The following is a 19660-nucleotide window of genomic DNA, read 5'->3' on the forward strand; positions in this document are numbered from 1 at the left end:
CCGCGCGCGTGGGAGCCCGCGGTGTGGTGCCGCGAGCGAGCTGTGGGGAGAACGGCGGGACATGGACGAGGGCAAGCCCACAAAGGCCAAGTGGTGGAGCCGCCCCCGACCGAGTACGGGGCGCTCCGCGGGGGACGACGGCGACTGGCACCTGCCCGCGCCGCATGCGTCCGGAGCCGGAGCGGACGGCGGTGCCGAGCCGTTCCCGGCGGGCGCGGCCGACACCGGATCCGGCCGGGCCCCGGACCCGGACACCACCGAACCGTTCCCGCCCGCTGAGCGGGACGCTTCCGCGCCGATGCCGCCGGCCCCGGTGGACGCCGCGGTGGATTCCGCGCCGACGGGGGCAGCCCCGGCCCACCCTGCACCGACGCCGCCGGGCCCGGTCGACGTGCCCCTAGCCGAGGCCCGACCGGCTGAGCCCGAGCCCGCACTTGCACCCACCTCCGCATCCCCGGCCCCGGCCCCCGTGCCGCCCGGCATGGCGGACACGGACGACAGGGACGGCACGGACGACCGGGACGCCGCGGACAACCGCCCCGCCGCAGGCCCGAGTTCGGCCCAGGGACCGGTCGACGCCGTACCGGATGCGCCCGGCCCCGCCCCGGTCGACGAGAGCCCCCGGCCGCTGCACGACCCCGACCCGTACAGCACGCCGCCGTACGGCGAGCCGGGGCCGTGGGCTCCGGCGCCGCCCGTCCAGCACCCGGGCACGACCCCGGCCCACGGCACCCCGGCCGCCCCCGCGCCGCCGCCGTACCAGGACGCCCCCGCTCCACCCCACAACCCGACGCCGCATCCGCAGGCACACCCCGGCCAGCACCCGGCAGCCCCGGTCCCGCAGCCCCAGCCCGGCCCGCACCCGGCGGCCGTGGTCCCGCAGCCCCAGCCCAGCGCGCACCCACAACCGCAGCCCGGCCCGCACCCACAACCACAGACCGGTCAGCACCCACTGCCCCAGCCCGCCCCGCACCCGGCAGCCCCGGCCCCGTCGGCGCACGGGCCGATGCCGCAGGCCGGCCACGCACCGCAGCCCGCTCACGCCCTCGCGCCCGTCCCCGCTCAGCCTCACGCATCCGCCCCCGCCCAGAGCCCCACGCCCGCCCCCGCCCAGGGGTCCGCTCACGCCCCCGCCCAGGGGCCCGCTCACGCCCCCGCCGGCCCTCCGCACGTGGCCTTTGGTGGGGCGGGGCAGGGGAGTGTCGGGCCCTGGCAGCAGTACGACCCGTGGGCCGGGCCCGTGTCGTTGTCGGGGAGCGGTGGGCCCGTCGGTGGCCGGCCGCGGCGCGGGCGCAAGGCGCTCGTGCTGGGAGCCGTGCTGATCGCGCTCGTCTCCGGCGGCGTGGGCGGTGCCATCGGCTCGTACTTCGAGCGGAACGGCGGGACGGACGTCGAACTCCCGCAGGCCGGCGTCGAGTCGAAGGGGCGCGCCCCCGACAGCGTCGCGGGCATCGCGGCCCGCGCCCTGCCGGGCGTCGTCACCATCCACACCAAGGGCTCGTCGGAGCAGGGCACCGGCACCGGGTTCGTCCTCGACAAGCAGGGCCACATCCTCACCAACAACCACGTCGTCGAACCGGCGGGATCCGATGGTGAGATATCCGTCACGTTCGCGGGCGGTGAGAGCGCCGACGCCGAGGTGGTCGGCCACGACAGCGGTTACGACCTCGCCGTCATCAAGGTCGACGGCGTCCGCGGCCTGAAGCCCCTGCCCCTCGGCAACTCCGAGAACGTCCAGGTCGGCGACCCGGTCGTGGCCATCGGTGCCCCCTTCGACCTCGCCAACACGGTGACCTCCGGCATCATCAGCGCCAAGGAGCGGCCGATCACGGCGGGCGGCGAGAAGGGCGACGGGAGCGACGTCAGCTATGTGGACGCGCTGCAGACCGACGCCCCCATAAACCCGGGCAACTCGGGCGGCCCGCTGGTCGATTCGAAGGCCCGCGTCATCGGCATCAACAGCGCCATCAGGTCCGCCGACAGCGGCTCCGAGCTGGACGGCGGCCAGGCCGGCTCGATCGGCCTCGGCTTCGCCATCCCGGTCAACCAGGCGAAGCGGGTCGCCGAGGAGCTGATCAACACCGGCAAGGCCACCCACCCGGTGATCGGCGTCACGCTCGACATGGACTACTCCGGCGACGGCGCCCGCGTCGGCACGAAGGGCAACAGCGGCGGTTCGGCGGTCACTCCGGGCGGCCCCGGTGACAAAGCGGGCATCGAACCCCGTGACGTGATCACCGCGGTGGACGGCGTCCGCGTCCACTCCGGCGAGGAGCTGATCGTCAAGATCCGCGCCCACCGCCCCAAGGACAAACTGGAACTCACGGTCGAACGGAACGGAAAGGAACGGAAGGTGGCCCTCGTCCTCGGTGCCGCCGACGGCACCTGACCGGCCGTTCTCCGGTTCCCGTGATCCTGGACGTAGCCCAGTGGCTACCGAACGGACAGGATCGCCGGGTACCGTGGACCCGGTCCGATGCCGGACCCTGCCGAAGACCTGCTACTGAAACCGACCGCGGGCCGAGGACACGCTAGGAGTGCAAGGTGTTCAACGACATTGGCCCACTGGAGGTCGTGACGCTCGTCGTGCTGGCCGTGCTCGTCTTCGGCCCCGACAAGCTCCCGAAGCTGATCCAGGACGTCTCGCGCACCATACGCAAGATCCGCGAGTTCTCGGACAGCGCCAAGGAAGACATCCGTAGCGAACTGGGCCCGGAGTTCAAGGACTTCGAGTTCGAGGACCTGAACCCCAAGACGTTCATCCGCAAGCAGCTGGACAGTGACGAGCTGGGGCTCAAGGAGATCCGCAACGGCTTCGACCTGAAGAAGGAAATGGCCGAGGTCACCGACGCGGTGCACACCGTGGGCGAGCTGGAGGAGTCCGGTTCGGCGGGTGCCGCCGGCGGATCCGGCGGCACGTCAGGCGGCCGCGTCGACATGCAGAAGCGCCCCGAGACGCCGGGGAAGACGGAGAAGCCGGACGCCGGCGACCCGCCCCCGTTCGACACCGACGCGACCTGAACCACACCCATCGGAACCGGGCCTCCTGGACCCGGTGTGGCATCCTGCCTTGTTGTTGCGCGGACCGGACGTGAGAACGCCCGAGGGGGGCGGGCCGCTCCGGTCCGTACGAGAGCGAGGAGGCGGCCGGGTACATGGAGACGACGAGTCGGGTGGGCGCGCAGGCGCCGGCCACCGAGGGGGCCGGTCAGGTTCCCACGGCCCGGCGCACGGTCGACGGCTACCTGCTGGCGCCCTTCCCGTGGTACGGCCTCGACGAGGCCTTCACGGGACCGCGTTGGCTGATGCAGGTCGGCACCACGGCGGACGGGTCCGTCGAGCACGGTTCGATCGGGCACGGTGACGAGCCCTCGGTGCGCAGTGAAGGCACCGAGGACACCGAGCGGTTCGCGGTCGTGGTGACCGTCGCCGCCAATCCGGTACGGCGCAGCGCCGACGGCACGGGTGTCCTCGACGCCACGTCCGTCTCCTCGGCGGCCTGGCTCGCCGGGGTGGGACTGCTCTCGTACACCTGGCCGGGCCAGATGGACCACACGCTGCGCGACGACTGGCTGGACCAGCAGACCGAGACGGCGTGGGTCCTCGCGGACGACCTCCGGTCGGACGACTGGGCCTCGCTGACGCTGCCCGTGGACGGGGTGCCGACACCGTTCCACTACCGGGAGTCCGAGTACGGGTGGGTGCTGGCCGGGTCCACGGAGGCCGGGGTGCACCTGGGCGCGTACGGTCGGGGCATGAGCGCGTACGGTCTGGGCTTCTCCGTCGTCAAGGACGTCGCCGAGTACGCCTGAGCGGTCCGAAGGTCCGGCCGGTCCGGCCGACCCGCACACAGTTCCTCGCGCCCCTGGAGGCATGCGCAGCGCATGCCTCCAGGGGCGCGAGGACTGTCAGAACTTGTTGCGCGGGGTGATCCCCAGCGACATCCCCGACAGGCCGCGCTGGCGGCCGCCGAGCTTGCCCGCGATGGCGCGGAGCGCGGAGCCCGCGGGGGAGTCGGGGTCGGTCAGGACGACCGGCTTGCCCTCGTCGCCGCCCTCGCGCAGGCGGACGTCGATCGGGATCGAGCCGAGGACCGGCACCGTCGCGCCGGTGGTCCGGGTCAGGCCGTCGGCGACCAGCTGGCCGCCGCCCGTGCCGAACACGTCGACCATCTCGCCGCAGTGCGGGCACGGCAGGCCCGACATGTTCTCGACGACGCCCACGATCTTCTGGTGGGTCTGGACGGCGATGGAGCCGGCCCGCTCGGCGACCTCGGCGGCGGCCTGCTGCGGCGTCGTCACGACGAGGATCTCGGCGTTCGGCACCAGCTGGGCGACGGAGATGGCGATGTCACCGGTGCCCGGCGGCAGGTCGAGCAGGAGCACGTCCAGGTCGCCCCAGAACACGTCCGCGAGGAACTGCTGGAGCGCGCGGTGGAGCATCGGGCCGCGCCACACCACGGGCGCGTTGCCGGGCGTGAACATGCCGATCGAGATGACCTTCACGCCGTTCGCCGACGGCGGCATGATCATGTTCTCGACCTGGGTGGGCTTGCCGTCGGCGCCGAGCATGCGCGGCACGGAGTGGCCGTAGATGTCCGCGTCGACGACGCCGACCTTGAGGCCGTCCGCGGCCAGCGCCGCCGCCAGGTTCACGGTCACCGACGACTTGCCGACGCCGCCCTTGCCGGAGGCCACCGCGTACACGCGGGTCAGCGAGCCGGGCTTGGCGAACGGGACCTCGCGCTCGGCCGTGCCGCCGCGCAGCGCCGCCGCCAGCTCCTTGCGCTGCTCGTCGCTCATCACGTCGAGGGTGACCTGGACGTCGGTCACGCCGTCGACGCGGGAGACGGCCTCGCGCACGTTGTTCTCGATCGTCGAGCGCATCGGGCAGCCGGAGACGGTCAGGTACACGGTGACCGCGACGACTCCGTCCGCACCGATGTCCACCGATTTGACCATCCCCAACTCGGTGATGGGTCGCTGGATCTCGGGGTCGTTCACTGTCGCGAGCGCCTCGCGCACCGCGTCTTCCGTAGCCATACCACCGATAGTACGGCGCGGTAACCGGGGCACGGAAAGCCCCGTCAGCGGTCGCCTACGTCACGTCCGCGTTCGCCGTCCGCCGGGAATACGCCGCCCTGCGAGACGGACCGCTGCTGCTCCTCCAGCTCCTTGAGGAGGTCCTGCAGCTCGGAGCGGATCCAGTCGCGGGTCGCTACCTCGCCGAGGCCGATCCGCAGCGCCGCGACCTCGCGGCTCAGATACTCGGTGTCGGCGATCGACCGCTCGTTCTGCTTGCGGTCCTGTTCGAGATTGACGCGGTCGCGGTCGTCCTGCCGGTTCTGGGCGAGGAGGATCAGCGGAGCGGCGTACGACGCCTGCAGCGACAGCATCAGGGTCAGGAAGATGAACGGGTAGTTGTCGAAGCGCAGGTCCGCGGGGGCCGTCACGTTCCAGATCACCCACGCGATGATGATCACCGTCATCCAGACGATGAACCGCCCGGTCCCCAGGAATCGGGCGATCCGCTCCGAGAGCCGGCCGAAGGCCTCCGGGTCGTAGTCCGGCAGGAGCTTGCGGCGCGGCGGGCGCGGCTGGTCGAGCCGGATGCGCGGCCTGCGGGTCTCCTGTGTGCGCTCACGCTCGTCAGTCGCCATGGTTCACCTCCCCGGACAGATGGAACTCCTGCTCGCGCCAGTCGTCGGGCAGCATGTGGTCGAGCACGTCGTCCACCGTCACGGCGCCGAGCAGCGACCCGCTCTCGTCGACGACGGGCGCGGCCACCATGTCGTACGTGGCGAAGAACCCGGCGATCTCCTGCAGCGCCGCGTCCGGGGCGAGGGCCTGGAGATCCTCGTCGAGGATCGAGCTGACCATCGTGTACGGGGGGTCGCGCAGCAGCCGCTGGAAGTGGATGGTGCCGAGGTACTTGCCGGTCGGCGTCTCGTCCGGCGGGCGGCACACGTAGACCTGCGCGGCGAGCGCGGGCGACAGGTCCGGGTTGCGGACCCGGGCGAGGGCGTCGGCGACGGTCGCGTCCGGGCGCAGCACGATCGGCTCGGTCGTCATCAGACCGCCCGCCGTCCGGTCCTCGTACGCCATCAGACGCCGCACGTCGGCCGCCTCGCTGGGCTTCATCAGGGTGAGCAGCCGCTCCTTGTCGGCCTCGGGCAGCTCGCCCAGCAGGTCGGCGGCGTCGTCCGGGTCCATCTCCTCCAGGACGTCGGCGGCGCGCTCCTCCTTCAGCTTGCCGAGGATCTCGATCTGGTCGTCCTCGGGGAGCTCCTCCAGGACGTCGGCGAGCCGCTCGTTGGTGAGAGCGGCGGCGACCTCGGCCCGGCGCTTGGGGGAGAGGTGGTGCAGCACGTTGGCGAGGTCGGCGGGGCGCAGCTGCTCGAAGGTGGCGAGCAGGCTCTCGGCGCCCTGCCCGTGCTCCTCCAGGGAGAACCCGTCGACGGCCGACCAGTCGACGGTGAGCGTCTCGCCCCTGCTGCGCCGGAACGCGCCGCTCTTCCCCTTCCGCACGAAGACCCGGTCGATCTCCCAGTCGCGGCGGGCGGGCAGCTGCTGGATCGACACGTCCAGGACGGTGACCTCCTCGCCCGTCTCCACCAGGCGGACCCGCCGGTCCAGCATCTCGCCCAGCACGAGCCGCTCGGTGGGCCGCTGCTCGAAGCGCCGCACGTTGAGCACGCCGGTGGTGATGACCTGGCCGGACTCGATGCCGGTGACGCGGGTCATGGGCAGGAAGATGCGGCGCCTCGTGGACAGTTCGACGACGAGCCCGAGCAGCCGGGGCGGGCGCCTGCTCACCCGCAGCATCGCCACCAGGTCGCGCACGCGCCCCACCTGATCGCCGTTCGGGTCGAAGACGGGGACACCGGAGAGGTGCGAGACGAAGATCCGGGGGGCGACTGCCGCCATGTCTCCTCGCACCTCCTTCTCGTCCAGATCCATCCGGATATACGAACAATCCGTGGTTCAGGCTAGCCGGTACCGATGCAACACGCCTTTGCGCTGCGGCCACCCGGACCCCCACGAGTAACCGCAGATCGCAGGGGTACGCTGCCGTCTGCCCGCACTGACGAGAGGTAGTCCCGCCCGTGACCGCACTTCCCCCGGCCCGCCGCATCCGCAGGACCCTCCTGGTCGGTGTGATCAGTACGGGACTCGCGGCCGGGCTCGCGGCGTGCGGCGGTGACGACGACCCGGACGCCGGCACGAACGGCGTCGGCAAGCTGGCCCCCGGCAAGATCCAGAGCCGTACGGTCAAGGCGGCACAGGGCGCCGACGCGGTGCACGTCTCCGGCACGGTGGTCAGCAGCGGCAAGACCTACAAGCTGGACATGCGCCTCAACGCGGACGGCGGCTCGGGATCGGTGACGACGGGCGGCAGCACGTTCCGGCTGCTGCGGGTCGGCGAGCACCTGTACCTCAAGGCGGGCACCGACTTCTGGACCCACTCGGACGACGACAAGAGCGGGCACGACGAGGGCGCGGCGGCCGAGAAGCTCGACGGCAAGTACGTGAAGGTGCCGACCGGCGACCCGGCGTACAAGCGGCTCAGCACCTTCACCGACAAGGAAGTGCTGCTCGACGGGCTGCTCACGCTGCACGGCACCGTGGAGAAGGGCGACCGCGGCACCTCCGGCGGCGTCCGCACGATCGAGCTCACCGGCGACAAGGGTGCGGGCGGCACGCTCGACGTCTCCCTGGAGGGCACCGCCTACCCCATGCGCCTGGAGCGTGCGGGCGGCGCCGGAACGCTCCAACTGGCCGACTGGGGCCGGGACTTCACACTGCGCGAGCCGGAGTCCGGGGACACGGTGGACTACGGTCAGGCGCTGCCGTCGTCCTGACCTGGCCGTCCGACGCTCAGCGCTTCTTGCGCCGGGCCAGCAGCCGGGGCAGTCCGGCCGGGACCGGATTGCGGGTCGTCGCGGGCGAGACGACCGGCGGGGCGGCCTGCGATCCCTCGGCGGCCGGCACCGTCTCCCCGCCCACCGGTTCGAGCCGCAGCACCCGGCACTCCCGGCTCCACCGCTCGGTCATCGTCTCCGCGTCCGGGGCGTTCAGCCGCTTGCCCTTGAGCTCGCCGACGGCCGCCTCCCACGCCTCCGTGCCGGGGGACAGCTCCACGACCTTCGCCTGCCAGCCGACGAGCCGCCCGCCCTTGTCCTTGCTGCGCACGGTGACGGTGGCCGGGCCGCCGTCGACCAGCCCGGGCAGCGGCTGCTCGCCGGGCCCGTCGCCGACCACGTGCGCCGCGCCCTCGTGCCACAGGTGCCACAGCGCGCGCTCCGTGCCCGAGGCGCCGCGGACCCAGATCAGCCCGGACTTCTTCGTGGCCTCCTCGACGAGGGCGGCGTCGAGCAGTTCAGCAGTCGTCATGCGGCAAGCGTAGCGGCGGCCTTCACAGCCACCCGTTCCGCTTCAGGGTCCGGTGGATGCCGAAGCAGACGGCGCCGATGACGGCGAGCACCATCGGATAGCCGAACCGCCAGTGCAGCTCGGGCATGTACGTGAAGTTCATCCCGTACACGCCGCACACCATCGTCGGTACGGCGATGATGGCGGCCCACGAGGTGATCTTGCGCATGTCCTCGTTCTGGGCGACGGACGCCTGCGCGAGGTTGGCCTGGAGGATCGAGTTGAGCAGTTCGTCGAAGCCGATGACCTGCTCCTGGACGCGCTCCAGGTGGTCGGCGACGTCGCGGAAGTACTTCTGGATGTCGGGGTCGATCAGCCGCATCGGCCGCTCGCTCAGCAGCTGGAGGGGGCGCCGCAGCGGCGCCACGGCGCGCTTGAACTCCAGTACCTCGCGCTTGAGTTGGTAGATGCGGCCGGCGTCGGAGCCGCGCGGGGCGCCCTTGCCGGTCTGCGAGAAGACCTCGGTCTCGACCTCGTCGATGTCGTCCTGCATGGCGTCGGCGACGGCCAGGTAGCCGTCGACGACGTGGTCGGCGATGGCGTGCAGCACGGCGCTCGGCCCCTTGGCGAGCAGCGCCGGGTCGTCCTGGAGGCGGTGCCGGAGCGCGCGCAGGGAGCCCTGGCCGCCGTGCCGGACGGTGATGAAGAAGTCCCGGCCGGTGAAGCACATGACCTCACCCGTCTCGACGACCTCGCTCGTCGCGGTGAGCTCGGCGTGCTCGACGTAGTGGATGGTCTTGAAGACGGTGAAGAGCGTGTCGTCGTAGCGCTCCAGCTTGGGCCGCTGGTGCGCGTGCACCGCGTCCTCCACGGCGAGCGGGTGCAGCCCGAACTCCCGGGCGATGCCGGAGAATTCGGCCTCGGTCGGCTCGTGCAGGCCGATCCAGGCGAAGCCGCCGTCGCGGCGCACCCGCCGGCGGGCCTCGAGCGGCGTCAGGCACTCGGGGGCGTCGACGCGGGCCCCGTCGCGGTAGACGGCGCAGTCGACGACCGCGGAGACGGCCGACGGGTCACGGGTCGTGTCGTAGGTGCTGCGGGCTTCGTTGCCGTACGGGGCCACGCTCTTGCGCAGCGAGGGGCGGACGGCGGCACGCAGGTCGCGAATCATCGACATGGGCAGGCTCCTTCGCGGGCGGGAGCCGCCGGCAACGGATCGGAACTGCCCGGAATGAGGACGTCCTGGCGAGCGGGACATGCTGCACGTCCACAAAGCGGGGAGCACCGCACCGGCGCCGGGGCGGCTTCGCTTACTGATTCAGATCGGTGAGATCAGAAAGATCAGGTGGAAACGAAGTGCTCTTCCGGCACGCGCGGGCAGCCCGGGAACCGCTGTCTGCGAAGTGGGATACGGGCCTATCGGCCGGAAGAACGGGTGGTACTGCACGGTCGACTTCGATCCATGACAGCCCCACCTCCTCCAGCCGGTCCCCCGTGGGGGACGTCTCATCCCCGTCAAGGGACGTCTGTGGGCCGGGAACCCAGAGCACGCTCTGCGTACCGTCCCGACCAGCGGCCAAGACTATCAGCCGACTGAAGAAGCAAGCCCCGTCTTTACCCGTTGCATGCGAGTTCTATGCTCGCGGGATGGCAGAAGTTCTTGCGTTGGTGGAAGCCCGGCTGCGCACGGCCCTGGGCGAGCCGGACGCGCGCGCGGCGGTCACGTTCCTGGGCACCGACCGGATCGAGGTGCTGCGCTTCACGGACGGTGACCTCGTGCGGTACGCGACCCTCGGCATGTCCGCGTCCCCGATGTCCGATCCGACCGCGGCGCTCGCCGATCCGGTGAAGGGCCCGCGCGCCGAGCTCGTCCTGACCGTCCGCGCCGGTCTCGCCGACACCGACAAGGCGCTCCGTCCGCTCGCCGTGCTCGCCGCGTCCCCGCAGGTGGAAGGCGTCGTCGTGGCGCCCGGCGCCTCGCTGGACGTGGGGGAGCCGCTGTGGCCGGGCGCTCCGTTCACCTCGGTGCTGGTGGCCGAGCCGGGGGGTCTGGTGGAGGACCTCGACCTGGACGAGCCGCTGGATCCCGTACGGTTCCTGCCCCTCCTTCCCATGACGCAGAACGAGGCGGCGTGGAAGCGGGTGCACGGTGCGCCGGCGCTCCAGGAGAAGTGGCTGAACGGCGGAACGGACCTGCGCGATCCGCTGCGCAGGTCCGTCCCTCTCGACTGAGAGTCAGTTCGCGAAGACGGAGACCCCGTCCTCGCTCGCGTGGACCGGCTCCAGCTCCTCGGCCTCGTGGGTGAGCGCGTTCCTGCGCACCCACACGACGAGCGCGCCGAGCACCGCGGTGACCGCGGCGACCACGAACGGGACGTGGATGTCGGTCCACTCCTCGATCTTCGGGGCGAAGTACGGGGCGGCGGCCGCGGCGAACCAGCGGACGAAGTTGTAGCCCGCGCTGGCCACCGGCCGCGGCGCGTCCGAGACGCCGAGCGCCAGCTCGGTGTAGACGGTGTTGTTCACGCCGATGAAGGCGCCGGACAGGATCGTGCAGACGATGGCCGTGGTGTGGCTGCCGTACCCGAGGACGAGCACGTCCGCGGCGAGCAGCACCAGCGAGCCGCCGAGCACCTTGAGCGAGCCGAACCTGGCCTGCATGCGCGGCGCGACGATGACCGAGAACAGCGCGAGCAGCACGCCCCAGGCGAAGAAGACCGCGCCCGACTTGTACGGGGTCATGTTCAGCACGAACGGCGTGAAGGCCAGGATCGTGAAGAACGTGTAGTTGTAGAAGAACGCCGAGACGGCCGCCGAGGCCAGGCCGCCGTGCCCCAGCGCCTTGATGGGGTCGAGGATCGACGTCTTGCGCGCGGGCTTCGGCTGCTCCTTCAGGAACGCCGTGATGCAGAGGAACCCGACGGCCATGAGCGCGGCGGTGCCGAAGAACGGGTAGCGCCAGCTCGCGTTGCCGAGGAGCGCGCCGAGCAGCGGTCCGCAGGCCATGCCGAGGCCGAGCGCGGACTCGTAGAGCAGGATGGCCGCGGCCGAGCCGCCGGCCGCGGCGCCGACGATGACGGCGAGAGCGGTCGAGACGAACAGCGCGTTGCCCAGGCCCCAGCCCGCGCGGAAGCCGACGAGTTCGCCGACGGAGCCGGAGGTGCCGGCCAGCGCGGCGAAGACCACGACGAGCGCGAGCCCGACCAGCAGGGTCTTCTTGCCGCCGATCCGGCTGGAGACGAAGCCGGTGACCAGCATCGCGATCGCGGTGATCAGGAAGTACGAGGTGAAGAGCAGGGAGACCTGGCTCGGCGTCGCCTGCAGACCCTGCGCGATCGACGGCAGGATCGGGTCGACGAGCCCGATGCCCATGAAGGCGACGACGGATGCCCCGGCGGTGGCCCAGACCGCCTTCGGTTGACGCAGGATGCTGCCCGCACCTGCGTCGAACGTGTCCCCTTCGGCGGGACCCCCTGTACTGCTGTGGCTCATGCCTGCCGCTCCTTCGTCGAGATCGTTGACGTATACACATAATAAGTTAGAGCAGCTAATTAATGCAAGCTACATCTATCTCTCCAGGTCGGAGGGGACGCGACGGCGCGCTCCGGACGGGTGATCGTCCTTGACGCGGCGCGGGACGGGGAGGACCGTGGGGCGTTATGAGGGGCGAACCCAGTTGCCCGAAGTGTGGTGGCCGGGTCAGGGCTCCCGGACTCTTTGCCGACTCCTGGCAGTGCGACGTGCACGGCACCGTGCATCCGCTGCAGCCCGTGATCCCGCCCAGCGTCGAGGCCCTCAGCGTCGTGGTGCATCGTGCGCAGGTACCGGTGTGGATGCCGTGGCCGCTGCCGGTCGGCTGGCTGTTCACGGGCGTGGCGAACGCGGGGGACGACCGGCACGGTGGGCGGGCCACCGCCGTCGCGTGCTCGGGCCCGGGGCCGCTCGGCGGCATCGGTGAGCTGGTGCTCGTCGCCGAGGAGCTCGGCGTCGGACTCGGCGCGCGCTACGCGGGCATCGACGGACCCGACCCCGGCCCCTCCCTGGACGTCGCCAAACCGCCGCAGGCCAAGGTCCTCGCGGCCGGCCGGCCCACCCCGATGTGGCACGTCACCGGAACCCCCGACGACCGCGCCGTCTTCGCGGGCGAGGCGCGCGGACTGTGGCTGTGGGCGATCGTCTGGCCGGAGCAGTCGGGCATGCTCATGTACGACGAGCTGGTCCTCACCGACCTGCGGGACGCGGGCGCCGAGGTGGACCTTGTGCCGTGCGGGGCGCTGTCGCCGCGGATCCTTGAGTAGGGCGGCCGGGCGGTAAGGGGCGGGGAGCTGGTTCGCCGGTGACGGAGACGGGTGAAAACCCCGTTATCCTTGAGCGACCCGTTCCGTATCCGCCCGTCCGAGCCTGGAGTCAGCAGCCGTGCGCATCGATCTGCACACCCACTCCACCGCTTCCGACGGCACGGACAGCCCGGCCGAGCTCGTGCGGAACGCCGCGGCCGCCGGCCTCGACGTGGTGGCCCTCACCGACCACGACACCACGCGCGGCCACGCCGAGGCGATCGCCGCGCTCCGCGAGCTGTCGACCGGACTCACCCTCGTCACCGGCGCCGAACTCTCCTGCCGCATCGACGGCGTGAGCATGCACATGCTGGCGTACCTCTTCGACCCCGCGGAGCCGGAGCTGCTCGCCGAGCGCGAGCTGGTCCGCGACGACCGGGTGCCGCGCGCCAAGGCCATGATCGCGAAGCTGAACGGGCTCGGGGTCCCGGTCACCTGGGAGCAGGTCGCCCGGATCGCCGGAGACGGCTCGGTGGGCCGCCCGCACATCGCCACCGCGCTCGTCGAACTCGGCGTCGTACCCACGGTCTCCGACGCCTTCACGCCCGACTGGCTCGCCGACGGCGCCCGCGCCCACGTCGGCAAGCACGAGACGGACCCCTTCGAGGCGATCCGCCTGGTCAAGGCCGCCGGCGGGGTGACCGTCTTCGCCCACCCCGGCGCCGCCAAGCGCGGCCACACCGTCCCCGAGTCGTCGATCGCCGAGCTCGCCGCGGCGGGCCTCGACGGCATCGAGGTCGACCACATGGACCACGACGCGGCCACCCGCGACCGGCTGCGCGGCCTCGCCGCCGACGTCGGCCTGCTGACCACCGGCTCCTCGGACTACCACGGCAGCCGTAAGACCTGCGTGCTCGGTGAGTACACCACCGACCCCGAGGTCTACGGCGAGATCACGCGCCGCGCCACGGGCGCCTTCCCGGTGCCGGGCGCCGGCGGACACCGCGCCTGACGCACCACTGCCGCGTCCGCAGGTCCGCCACCTGCCCCTCCTCGTTCTCCCCAGGTCTTCTCCAGGTCCCTCTGATGGGCCTCTCCGGGTCCCTCTGGGTCTCTGGGTCCCTCTGGCCTCTCCTGGCCTTCTCCCGCTCCGCCCACCCTCTTCTGCAAGGCATGCCCCACCGTGTTCGACGTCGCCGTCTTCGGATCCCTCTTTCTCACGCTTTTTGTGATCATGGATCCCCCCGGAATCACTCCGATCTTCCTCGCCCTCACCGCGGGCCGCCCCGCCAAGGTCCAGAAGCGCATGGCCTTCCAGGCCGTCTGCGTCGCCTTCGGCGTCATCGCGGTCTTCGGTGTCCTGGGCCACCAGATCCTCAACTACCTGCACGTCTCCGTGCCCGCCCTGATGATCGCGGGCGGTCTGCTGCTCCTGCTGATCGCGCTCGACCTGCTCACCGGCAAGACGGACGAGCCGAAGCAGACCAAGGACGTCAACGTCGCCCTCGTCCCCCTCGGCATGCCGCTGCTCGCGGGCCCCGGCGCGATCGTCTCGGTGATCCTCGCGGTCCAGAAGGCGGACTCCGTAGGGACCCAGATCTCGGTCTGGACGGCGATCATCGCCATCCACGTCGTGCTGTGGATCGTGATGCGCTACTCGCTCGTGATCATCCGCGTCATCAAGGACGGCGGCGTCGTCCTGGTGACCCGGCTGGCGGGCATGATGCTGTCCGCGATCGCCGTGCAGCAGATCATCAACGGCGTGACCCAGGTGATCCAGAGCTCCTGACCGGCGCCCGGCCCCGCCCGGGCACACGCGAAGCCCCCGTACGCACGCTGCGTACGGGGGCTTCGAAGTGTGTAGTCGCTACGCCGTTACGAGGCGGTGGACTCGGCCGGGCGGATGTAGAGGCGCTGCCCGATGGCGGCGGCCTGCTGAACGATCCGGTTGACGGAGGCGGCGTCCACGACGGTGCTGTCCACGGCGGTGCCGTCGACGTCGTCGAGTCGCATGATTTCGAAGCGCAAGGGCTTCTCCCTTCGTCTGGTGATCCTCCTGAAGGAGAACTACTGGTGCGGGGACGAACAGTCTTTCCCCGCCTTACGGCCAGGCGGTTGCCTGCCCGTTAAGAGTGGATTGCGTGGCTAGGGAGCCCCGCGTTCTGTATGGGTACAACGGGTTGCCCCGTGCAAACATTCCCTACGCTAAAGAAATTTTTCGAGAAACTAATTACTCGCGAGTATCGGGGTTGCGCGAGTGCGGAGCGTGACGCCGTCAGGCCGTCGGGTGCAGGTCCCAGAAGGCGGCCAGCGCGGCCGCGGTCTCCAGCGGCCGGTCGGTGTTGGGGGAGTGCTCGGCCCCGGCGATCACCGACCGCCCGGCCCCCAGCCGCGCCGCCATCTCGTCCAGGAGCGGCACCGGCCAGGTGTCGTCCCGCTCGCCGGAGACCACGTGCACGGGCGGCGCGACCGCGGCCAGCTCCGCCACCCGGTCCGGCTCGTCGCACAACTGCCGCCCCGTGGCGATGAGTTGGGCCGGACTGTTCAGCATCCAGCGACGGCGCAGCTCCGCCCCGTCGCCGCGTACGTCAGCGGCGTCCTCGGGGGCGTCCAGCGCCTGGATGGCCTCCCAGACCTGCGCCATGTCCAGCGCCGTCAGGGCGTCCCTGAGCAGCTTCAGGCGCTGCCGCTGGGGTTCCGTGACGGCGGCGGGGCCGGAGGCCATCAGGGTCAGCGAGGCGAACGGCGCCGGGTCGGCGATGACCGCGGCCCGCGCGATCAGCCCGCCCAGCGAGTGCCCCAGCAGGTGCACCCGGCCCACCCCGAGCGCCGCGACCTGCGCGAGCACGTCCCGCGCCAGCTCGGCCTGTGCGTAGGGCGCCTCGTCGTGCGCCGGGCCCGCGCTCTCGTACTGCCCCCGTCCGTCGACGGCCACGGTCCGGTACCCGGCGGCGCCCAGCGGGCCGTGCAGCGCGATGAAGTCCTCCTTGCTGCCGGTGAACCCCGGCAGCAGCAGCACCGTGCCCCGCACCGAGCCGTCCGCCGGCTCCCCGGTGATCGCGGCGAACTCGCCCCGGGCGGTGCGCAGTCGGTGGGCGCGGGTGCCGGGCGGCGGGGTGAAGGTGGGCGGCCTGCTCATGGGCCGAGCCTACGTTCCGCACCCGGTCCGCACACATGACGACGGCCCCGGTCCCGCTGCGGTACAGCGGGTCCGGGGCCGACGTGGAGCGAGCGCGGGCTCAGGCCTCGGGGGCCTCGGCCACGGCCTTCTTGCGCGTACGACGCGGCTTGGCCTCGGCGGCGGGCGCCTCCTCCGGAGCGGCGGCGACGGCCTTCTTGCGGGTCCGGCGCGGCTTGGCCTCGGCTACCTCGGCCTCGACGGCAGCGGCCTCGGCCGGCTTGGCGACGGCCTTCTTGCGCGTGCGGACCGGCTTGGCCTCGACGGCTTCGGCGGTGTCGACGGCGACTTCGGCCTTCTTGCGCGTGCGGCGCGGCTTGACCGGGGCCTCGGCCTCGGCGACGACGACCTCGGCCTCGACGGCCGGCTTGGCGACGGCCTTCTTGCGCGTGCGGACCGGCTTGGCCTCGACGGCTTCGGCGGTGTCGACGGCGACCTCCGCCTTCTTGCGCGTGCGGCGCGGCTTGACCGGGGCCTCGGCCTCGACCGGGGCCTCGGCGACGGCAGCGGCCTCGACCGGCTCCGCGACGGCCTTCTTGCGCGTGCGGCGCGGCTTCGTCTCGACGACCGGCTCCACGGCCTCCACCGTCTCGACGACGGCCTCGGCCTTCTTGCGCGTACGGCGACGGGGCTTGGCCGGAGCCTCCGGCTCGGCCTCCGCGACGACCTCGGTCACCGGCGCGACGGTCTCGACCGTCTCGACGACGGCCTCGGCGGCCGGAGCGGCGGCGCCACCGCGCGTGCGGCGACGACGGCGCGGCGTGCGCGGCTCGGAGGCGTCCTCCGCGACCGGCGTGACCGGAGCGGCGGGCGTGGCCGGAGCGGCGACGGTCTCCGCGGCCTGCGCGGCGACCGGCTCGCCGTTGCGGGTGCGGCGGCGGCGACGCGGCGTACGGGCCGAACGCTCGCGGTCGCGGTCCCGGTCACGATCCCGGTCCCGGTCGTGCGAAGGACGGCCACCACGACCGCCGCGCGACGACGCGCCACGGCCGCCGGTCTCGCCCAGGTCCTCGATCTCCTCGGCGGCGAGCCCGGCGCGCGTGCGCTCCGAACGCGGCAGCACACCCTTCGTGCCGGCCGGGATGCTCAGCTCCTCGTAGAGGTGCGGGGACGACGAGTACGTCTCGACCGGGTCGTTGAAGTTGAGCTCGAGCGCCTTGTTGATCAGCTGCCAGCGCGGGATGTCGTCCCAGTCGACCAGCGTGATCGCCGTACCCGTCTTGCCCGCGCGGCCGGTGCGGCCGATGCGGTGGAGGTACGTCTTCTCGTCCTCGGGCGACTGGTAGTTGATGACGTGCGTGACGCCGTCGACGTCGATGCCGCGCGCGGCGACGTCGGTGCAGACGAGCACGTCCACCTTGCCGTTGCGGAACGCGCGCAGCGCCTGCTCGCGCGCGCCCTGGCCGAGGTCGCCGTGGACGGCGCCGGAGGCGAAGCCGCGCTTCTGCAGCTGCTCCGCGATGTCGGCCGCGGTGCGCTTCGTACGGCAGAAGATCATCGCGAGCCCGCGGCCGTCGGCCTGCAGGATGCGCGAGACCATCTCGGGCTTGTCCATGTTGTGCGCGCGGTACACGTGCTGCGAGATGTTGCGCACGGTCGCGCCCTCGTCGTCCGGCGAGGTCGCGCGGATGTGCGTGGGCTGCGACATGTACCGACGGGCCAGACCGATGACGGCACCCGGCATGGTCGCCGAGAACAGCATCGTCTGACGCTTCGCCGGAAGCATGTTGATGATCTTCTCGACGTCCGGCAGGAAGCCGAGGTCGAGCATCTCGTCGGCCTCGTCCAGGACGAGCGCCTTCACGTGCGAGAGGTCGAGCTTCTTCTGACCGGCGAGGTCGAGGAGCCGCCCGGGCGTACCGACGATGACGTCGACGCCCTTCTTGAGGGCCTCGACCTGCGGCTCGTACGCACGACCGCCATATATGGCGAGGACGCGCACATTGCGGACCTTGCCGGCGGTGAGCAGGTCGTTGGTCACCTGCGTGCACAGCTCGCGCGTCGGGACGACGACGAGCGCCTGCGGGGCGTCGGTCAGCTGCTCGGGCTTGGCCCGGCCCGCCTCGACGTCCGCGGGGACGGTCACGCGCTCCAGGAGCGGCAGACCGAAACCGAGGGTCTTGCCCGTGCCGGTCTTGGCCTGGCCGATGACGTCCGTGCCGGTCAGCGCGACAGGGAGGGTCATCTCCTGGATCGGGAAGGGGGTGACGATGCCTACGGCCTCGAGGGCCTCGGCGGTCTCGGGAAGGATTCCGAGCTGACGAAAGGTGGAAGTCTGCGTAGTCAGGGTGTTGCCTCTTCTGTGAGGTGCGGTGCGAGGCGAACGCGGGGGTCTTGACCGTGCCAGTGCCGTGCCTTTGGTACGCCGGTCTCGATCCGCTGATGCGGGGGGACCGGGTGGCGCGGGACCACTGCCGACGCTCGAGCGCTCGTGCCGCTGAGGGCCCCTCCTCGATCCGTACGTCTTGTGACGTACGACCCGGAGGGCTGTCGGGTCGGAGCCGATCGGGCCACCGACCGGGCATCCTCATTCGTGCGGCCCGTCGCAAGTACGCGCAAGAACCATGGCATGGGCTTGCACTCGGCGGGCTCTTTACCACCATACCCCGGAAACGCGCATGTGCGATGGCCGAATTGGTCACGTAGCCGTCGTCACACTCGTTGACCAGGGACTTCCGTCAGGCGGTGAGCGGGCTATTGTGCGCTTCATGGAGACGCCTGACAACGCCACGCCGACCGCCGAAGCAACCACCGGGCCGACCGGGATCGCTGCCCAGGACTGGGCCACCGCGTCCGCGGACGAGCACTACCGCGCCGCCGTCGTCGACCTGCTCGGCGCACTCGCGTACGGGGAGCTGGCGGCGTTCGAGCGGCTCGCGGAGGACGCGAAGCTGGCGCCGACGCTGGCCGACAAGGCGGAGCTGGCGAAGATGGCGTCCGCCGAGTTCCACCACTTCGAGCAGCTGCGCGACCGGCTCTCCGCGATCGGCGCGGAGCCGACCGAGGCGATGGACCCGTTCGTCGAGGCGCTCGACGGCTTCCACAAGCAGACCGCTCCGTCGGACTGGCTGGAGGGCCTCGTCAAGGCGTACGTCGGCGACTCGATCGCCAGTGACTTCTACCGCGAGGTCGCGGCCCGGCTCGATTCGGACACCCGGTCGCTCGTCCTCGCCGTGCTCGACGACACCGGGCACGCCTCGTTCGCCGTCGAGAAGGTGCGGGCCGCCATCGAGGCGGAGCCGCGGGTGGGCGGCCGGCTCGCACTGTGGGCGCGACGGCTGATGGGCGAGGCCCTGTCACAGTCGCAGCGCGTGGTCGCGGACCGCGACGCGCTCTCCACGATGCTGGTCGGCGGCGTCGCCGACGGCTTCGACCTGGCCGAGGTCGGCCGGATGTTCTCCCGGATCACCGAGGCGCACACCAAGCGGATGGCGGCGCTGGGGCTGGCCGCCTAGGCGTACGGAGTCAGCTGCTGCCGCGCTCTGCCACGGGTGGGGCGCAGCAGCAGGGACAGCAGGGCCACCGCCATCACGACCGAGCCGCCGAGCGTGGCGAGGACGTGGCCCGGGCCCAGCGCGCTGTGCGTGACGAACGCCCCGAACAGGCCGCCCGCGACACCGGTCGGCAGCACCAGCGTCCGCGACGGCAGCCGGTGCGGCAGCCGGTGGCCCGCGGCCAGGGCGAGGGCCAGGCCGAGCAGTGCGGAGCCGAGAGCTTCGAGCAGCATGGTGTGGGTCCCTCCCGCGCGGCCAGTGGGTGCAAATCGGTCGTAGCGGGTCTACCCCTGGCACCCGGAACGCAACCCTCCTCGTGTGCATTCGCTGTGCGCGCTCTGT

The 19660-nt window shown here is 71.8% G+C and carries 19 protein-coding genes; 9 read left to right on the forward strand and 10 right to left on the reverse strand.

Going from position 1 to position 19660, the window contains the following annotated elements; translation table 11 throughout:
* Positions 1-61: 61 nt before the first annotated feature.
* The 3 genes from RBJ77_RS60585 (at position 62) to RBJ77_RS60595 (ending at position 3812) form a co-directional block, all read left to right on the forward strand.
* Positions 62-2389, forward strand: a complete 2328-nt coding sequence (locus tag RBJ77_RS60585; RefSeq protein WP_372352732.1) for a trypsin-like peptidase domain-containing protein — start codon at positions 62-64, stop codon at positions 2387-2389.
* Positions 2390-2544: 155 nt separating this feature from the next.
* Positions 2545-3021, forward strand: coding sequence for a sec-independent translocase (locus RBJ77_RS60590; protein ID WP_372352733.1), 477 nt, complete (start codon positions 2545-2547; stop codon positions 3019-3021).
* A gap of 134 nt (positions 3022-3155) precedes the next feature.
* Entirely contained in the window at positions 3156-3812 is a 657-nt protein-coding gene (locus tag RBJ77_RS60595; RefSeq protein ID WP_255978335.1) for a hypothetical protein, read from the forward strand.
* A gap of 96 nt (positions 3813-3908) precedes the next feature.
* Here RBJ77_RS60595 and RBJ77_RS60600 read toward each other — a convergent pair whose 3' ends face one another.
* From RBJ77_RS60600 to RBJ77_RS60610, 3 genes are read right to left on the reverse strand one after another with little or no spacing between them, the layout of a single operon-like run.
* Positions 3909-5042, reverse strand: a complete 1134-nt coding sequence (locus tag RBJ77_RS60600; protein ID WP_255978333.1) for an Mrp/NBP35 family ATP-binding protein — start codon at positions 5040-5042, stop codon at positions 3909-3911.
* Between the two features lie 44 nt (positions 5043-5086).
* On the reverse strand, positions 5087-5659 hold the full coding sequence (locus RBJ77_RS60605; protein WP_372352734.1) for a DUF1003 domain-containing protein: 573 nt from the start codon (positions 5657-5659) through the stop codon (positions 5087-5089).
* Complete coding sequence (locus RBJ77_RS60610; protein ID WP_372352735.1) at positions 5649-6926, reverse strand: magnesium transporter MgtE N-terminal domain-containing protein; 1278 nt, start codon at positions 6924-6926, stop codon at positions 5649-5651. Before RBJ77_RS60610 ends, RBJ77_RS60605 begins: the two co-directional genes overlap by 11 nt.
* 179 nt (positions 6927-7105) lie before the next feature.
* Here RBJ77_RS60610 and RBJ77_RS60615 point away from each other — a divergent pair, with 179 nt between their 5' ends.
* Positions 7106-7861 (forward strand): hypothetical protein, encoded by a 756-nt coding sequence (locus RBJ77_RS60615; RefSeq protein ID WP_372352736.1) that lies wholly within the window; start codon positions 7106-7108, stop codon positions 7859-7861.
* 16 nt (positions 7862-7877) lie between these two features.
* Here the strand turns inward: RBJ77_RS60615 and RBJ77_RS60620 are convergent, their stop codons facing one another.
* The gene (locus RBJ77_RS60620; RefSeq protein WP_372352737.1) at positions 7878-8393 is read right to left on the reverse strand and encodes a hypothetical protein; all 516 of its coding nucleotides are present in this window, start codon (positions 8391-8393) and stop codon (positions 7878-7880) included.
* Between the two features lie 22 nt (positions 8394-8415).
* Positions 8416-9546 carry a magnesium and cobalt transport protein CorA gene (locus RBJ77_RS60625; protein WP_372352738.1) on the reverse strand — a complete coding sequence of 377 codons (1131 nt, stop codon included), beginning with the start codon at positions 9544-9546 and terminating at the stop codon, positions 8416-8418.
* A gap of 470 nt (positions 9547-10016) precedes the next feature.
* On the opposite strand from RBJ77_RS60625, the gene RBJ77_RS60630 reads away from it, so the two are divergent.
* On the forward strand, positions 10017-10601 hold the full coding sequence (locus RBJ77_RS60630; RefSeq protein WP_255978321.1) for a suppressor of fused domain protein: 585 nt from the start codon (positions 10017-10019) through the stop codon (positions 10599-10601).
* Between the two features lie 3 nt (positions 10602-10604).
* On the opposite strand, the gene RBJ77_RS60635 is transcribed toward RBJ77_RS60630, so the two are convergent.
* Positions 10605-11861, reverse strand: a complete 1257-nt coding sequence (locus RBJ77_RS60635) for an MFS transporter (protein ID WP_372352739.1) — start codon at positions 11859-11861, stop codon at positions 10605-10607.
* Positions 11862-12028: 167 nt separating this feature from the next.
* On the opposite strand from RBJ77_RS60635, the gene RBJ77_RS60640 reads away from it, so the two are divergent.
* The 3 genes from RBJ77_RS60640 (at position 12029) to RBJ77_RS60650 (ending at position 14435) form a co-directional block, all read left to right on the forward strand.
* Positions 12029-12667 (forward strand): DUF6758 family protein, encoded by a 639-nt coding sequence (locus RBJ77_RS60640; protein ID WP_372352740.1) that lies wholly within the window; start codon positions 12029-12031, stop codon positions 12665-12667.
* Between the two features lie 118 nt (positions 12668-12785).
* On the forward strand, positions 12786-13658 hold the full coding sequence (locus RBJ77_RS60645) for a PHP domain-containing protein (RefSeq protein ID WP_372352741.1): 873 nt from the start codon (positions 12786-12788) through the stop codon (positions 13656-13658).
* Between the two features lie 171 nt (positions 13659-13829).
* Positions 13830-14435, forward strand: a complete 606-nt coding sequence (locus RBJ77_RS60650) for a MarC family protein (protein ID WP_255978311.1) — start codon at positions 13830-13832, stop codon at positions 14433-14435.
* A gap of 86 nt (positions 14436-14521) precedes the next feature.
* Here the strand turns inward: RBJ77_RS60650 and RBJ77_RS60655 are convergent, their stop codons facing one another.
* The 3 genes from RBJ77_RS60655 to RBJ77_RS60665 all read right to left on the reverse strand — a co-directional run bounded on the left by RBJ77_RS60655 (position 14522) and on the right by RBJ77_RS60665 (position 18009).
* Positions 14522-14674 (reverse strand): hypothetical protein, encoded by a 153-nt coding sequence (locus RBJ77_RS60655; protein ID WP_255978309.1) that lies wholly within the window; start codon positions 14672-14674, stop codon positions 14522-14524.
* A gap of 247 nt (positions 14675-14921) precedes the next feature.
* On the reverse strand, positions 14922-15785 hold the full coding sequence (locus RBJ77_RS60660; protein WP_372352742.1) for an alpha/beta fold hydrolase: 864 nt from the start codon (positions 15783-15785) through the stop codon (positions 14922-14924).
* A 100-nt stretch (positions 15786-15885) separates the two neighbouring features.
* A complete protein-coding gene (locus RBJ77_RS60665; protein ID WP_372352743.1) occupies positions 15886-18009 on the reverse strand; it encodes a DEAD/DEAH box helicase in 2124 nt (707 codons plus the stop codon).
* A 523-nt stretch (positions 18010-18532) separates the two neighbouring features.
* On the opposite strand from RBJ77_RS60665, the gene RBJ77_RS60670 reads away from it, so the two are divergent.
* Complete coding sequence (locus RBJ77_RS60670; RefSeq protein ID WP_255978303.1) at positions 18533-19279, forward strand: ferritin-like fold-containing protein; 747 nt, start codon at positions 18533-18535, stop codon at positions 19277-19279.
* Here RBJ77_RS60670 and RBJ77_RS60675 read toward each other — a convergent pair.
* On the reverse strand, positions 19276-19551 hold the full coding sequence (locus RBJ77_RS60675) for a hypothetical protein (protein WP_255978300.1): 276 nt from the start codon (positions 19549-19551) through the stop codon (positions 19276-19278). The two genes, RBJ77_RS60670 and RBJ77_RS60675, sit on opposite strands and share 4 nt — an antisense overlap.
* Positions 19552-19660 lie beyond the last annotated feature (109 nt).

Origin of the sequence: Streptomyces sp. KL116D, from assembly GCF_030766975.1 — a bacterium.
Taxonomy (GTDB): Bacteria; Actinomycetota; Actinomycetes; order Streptomycetales; family Streptomycetaceae; genus Streptomyces; species Streptomyces longispororuber_A.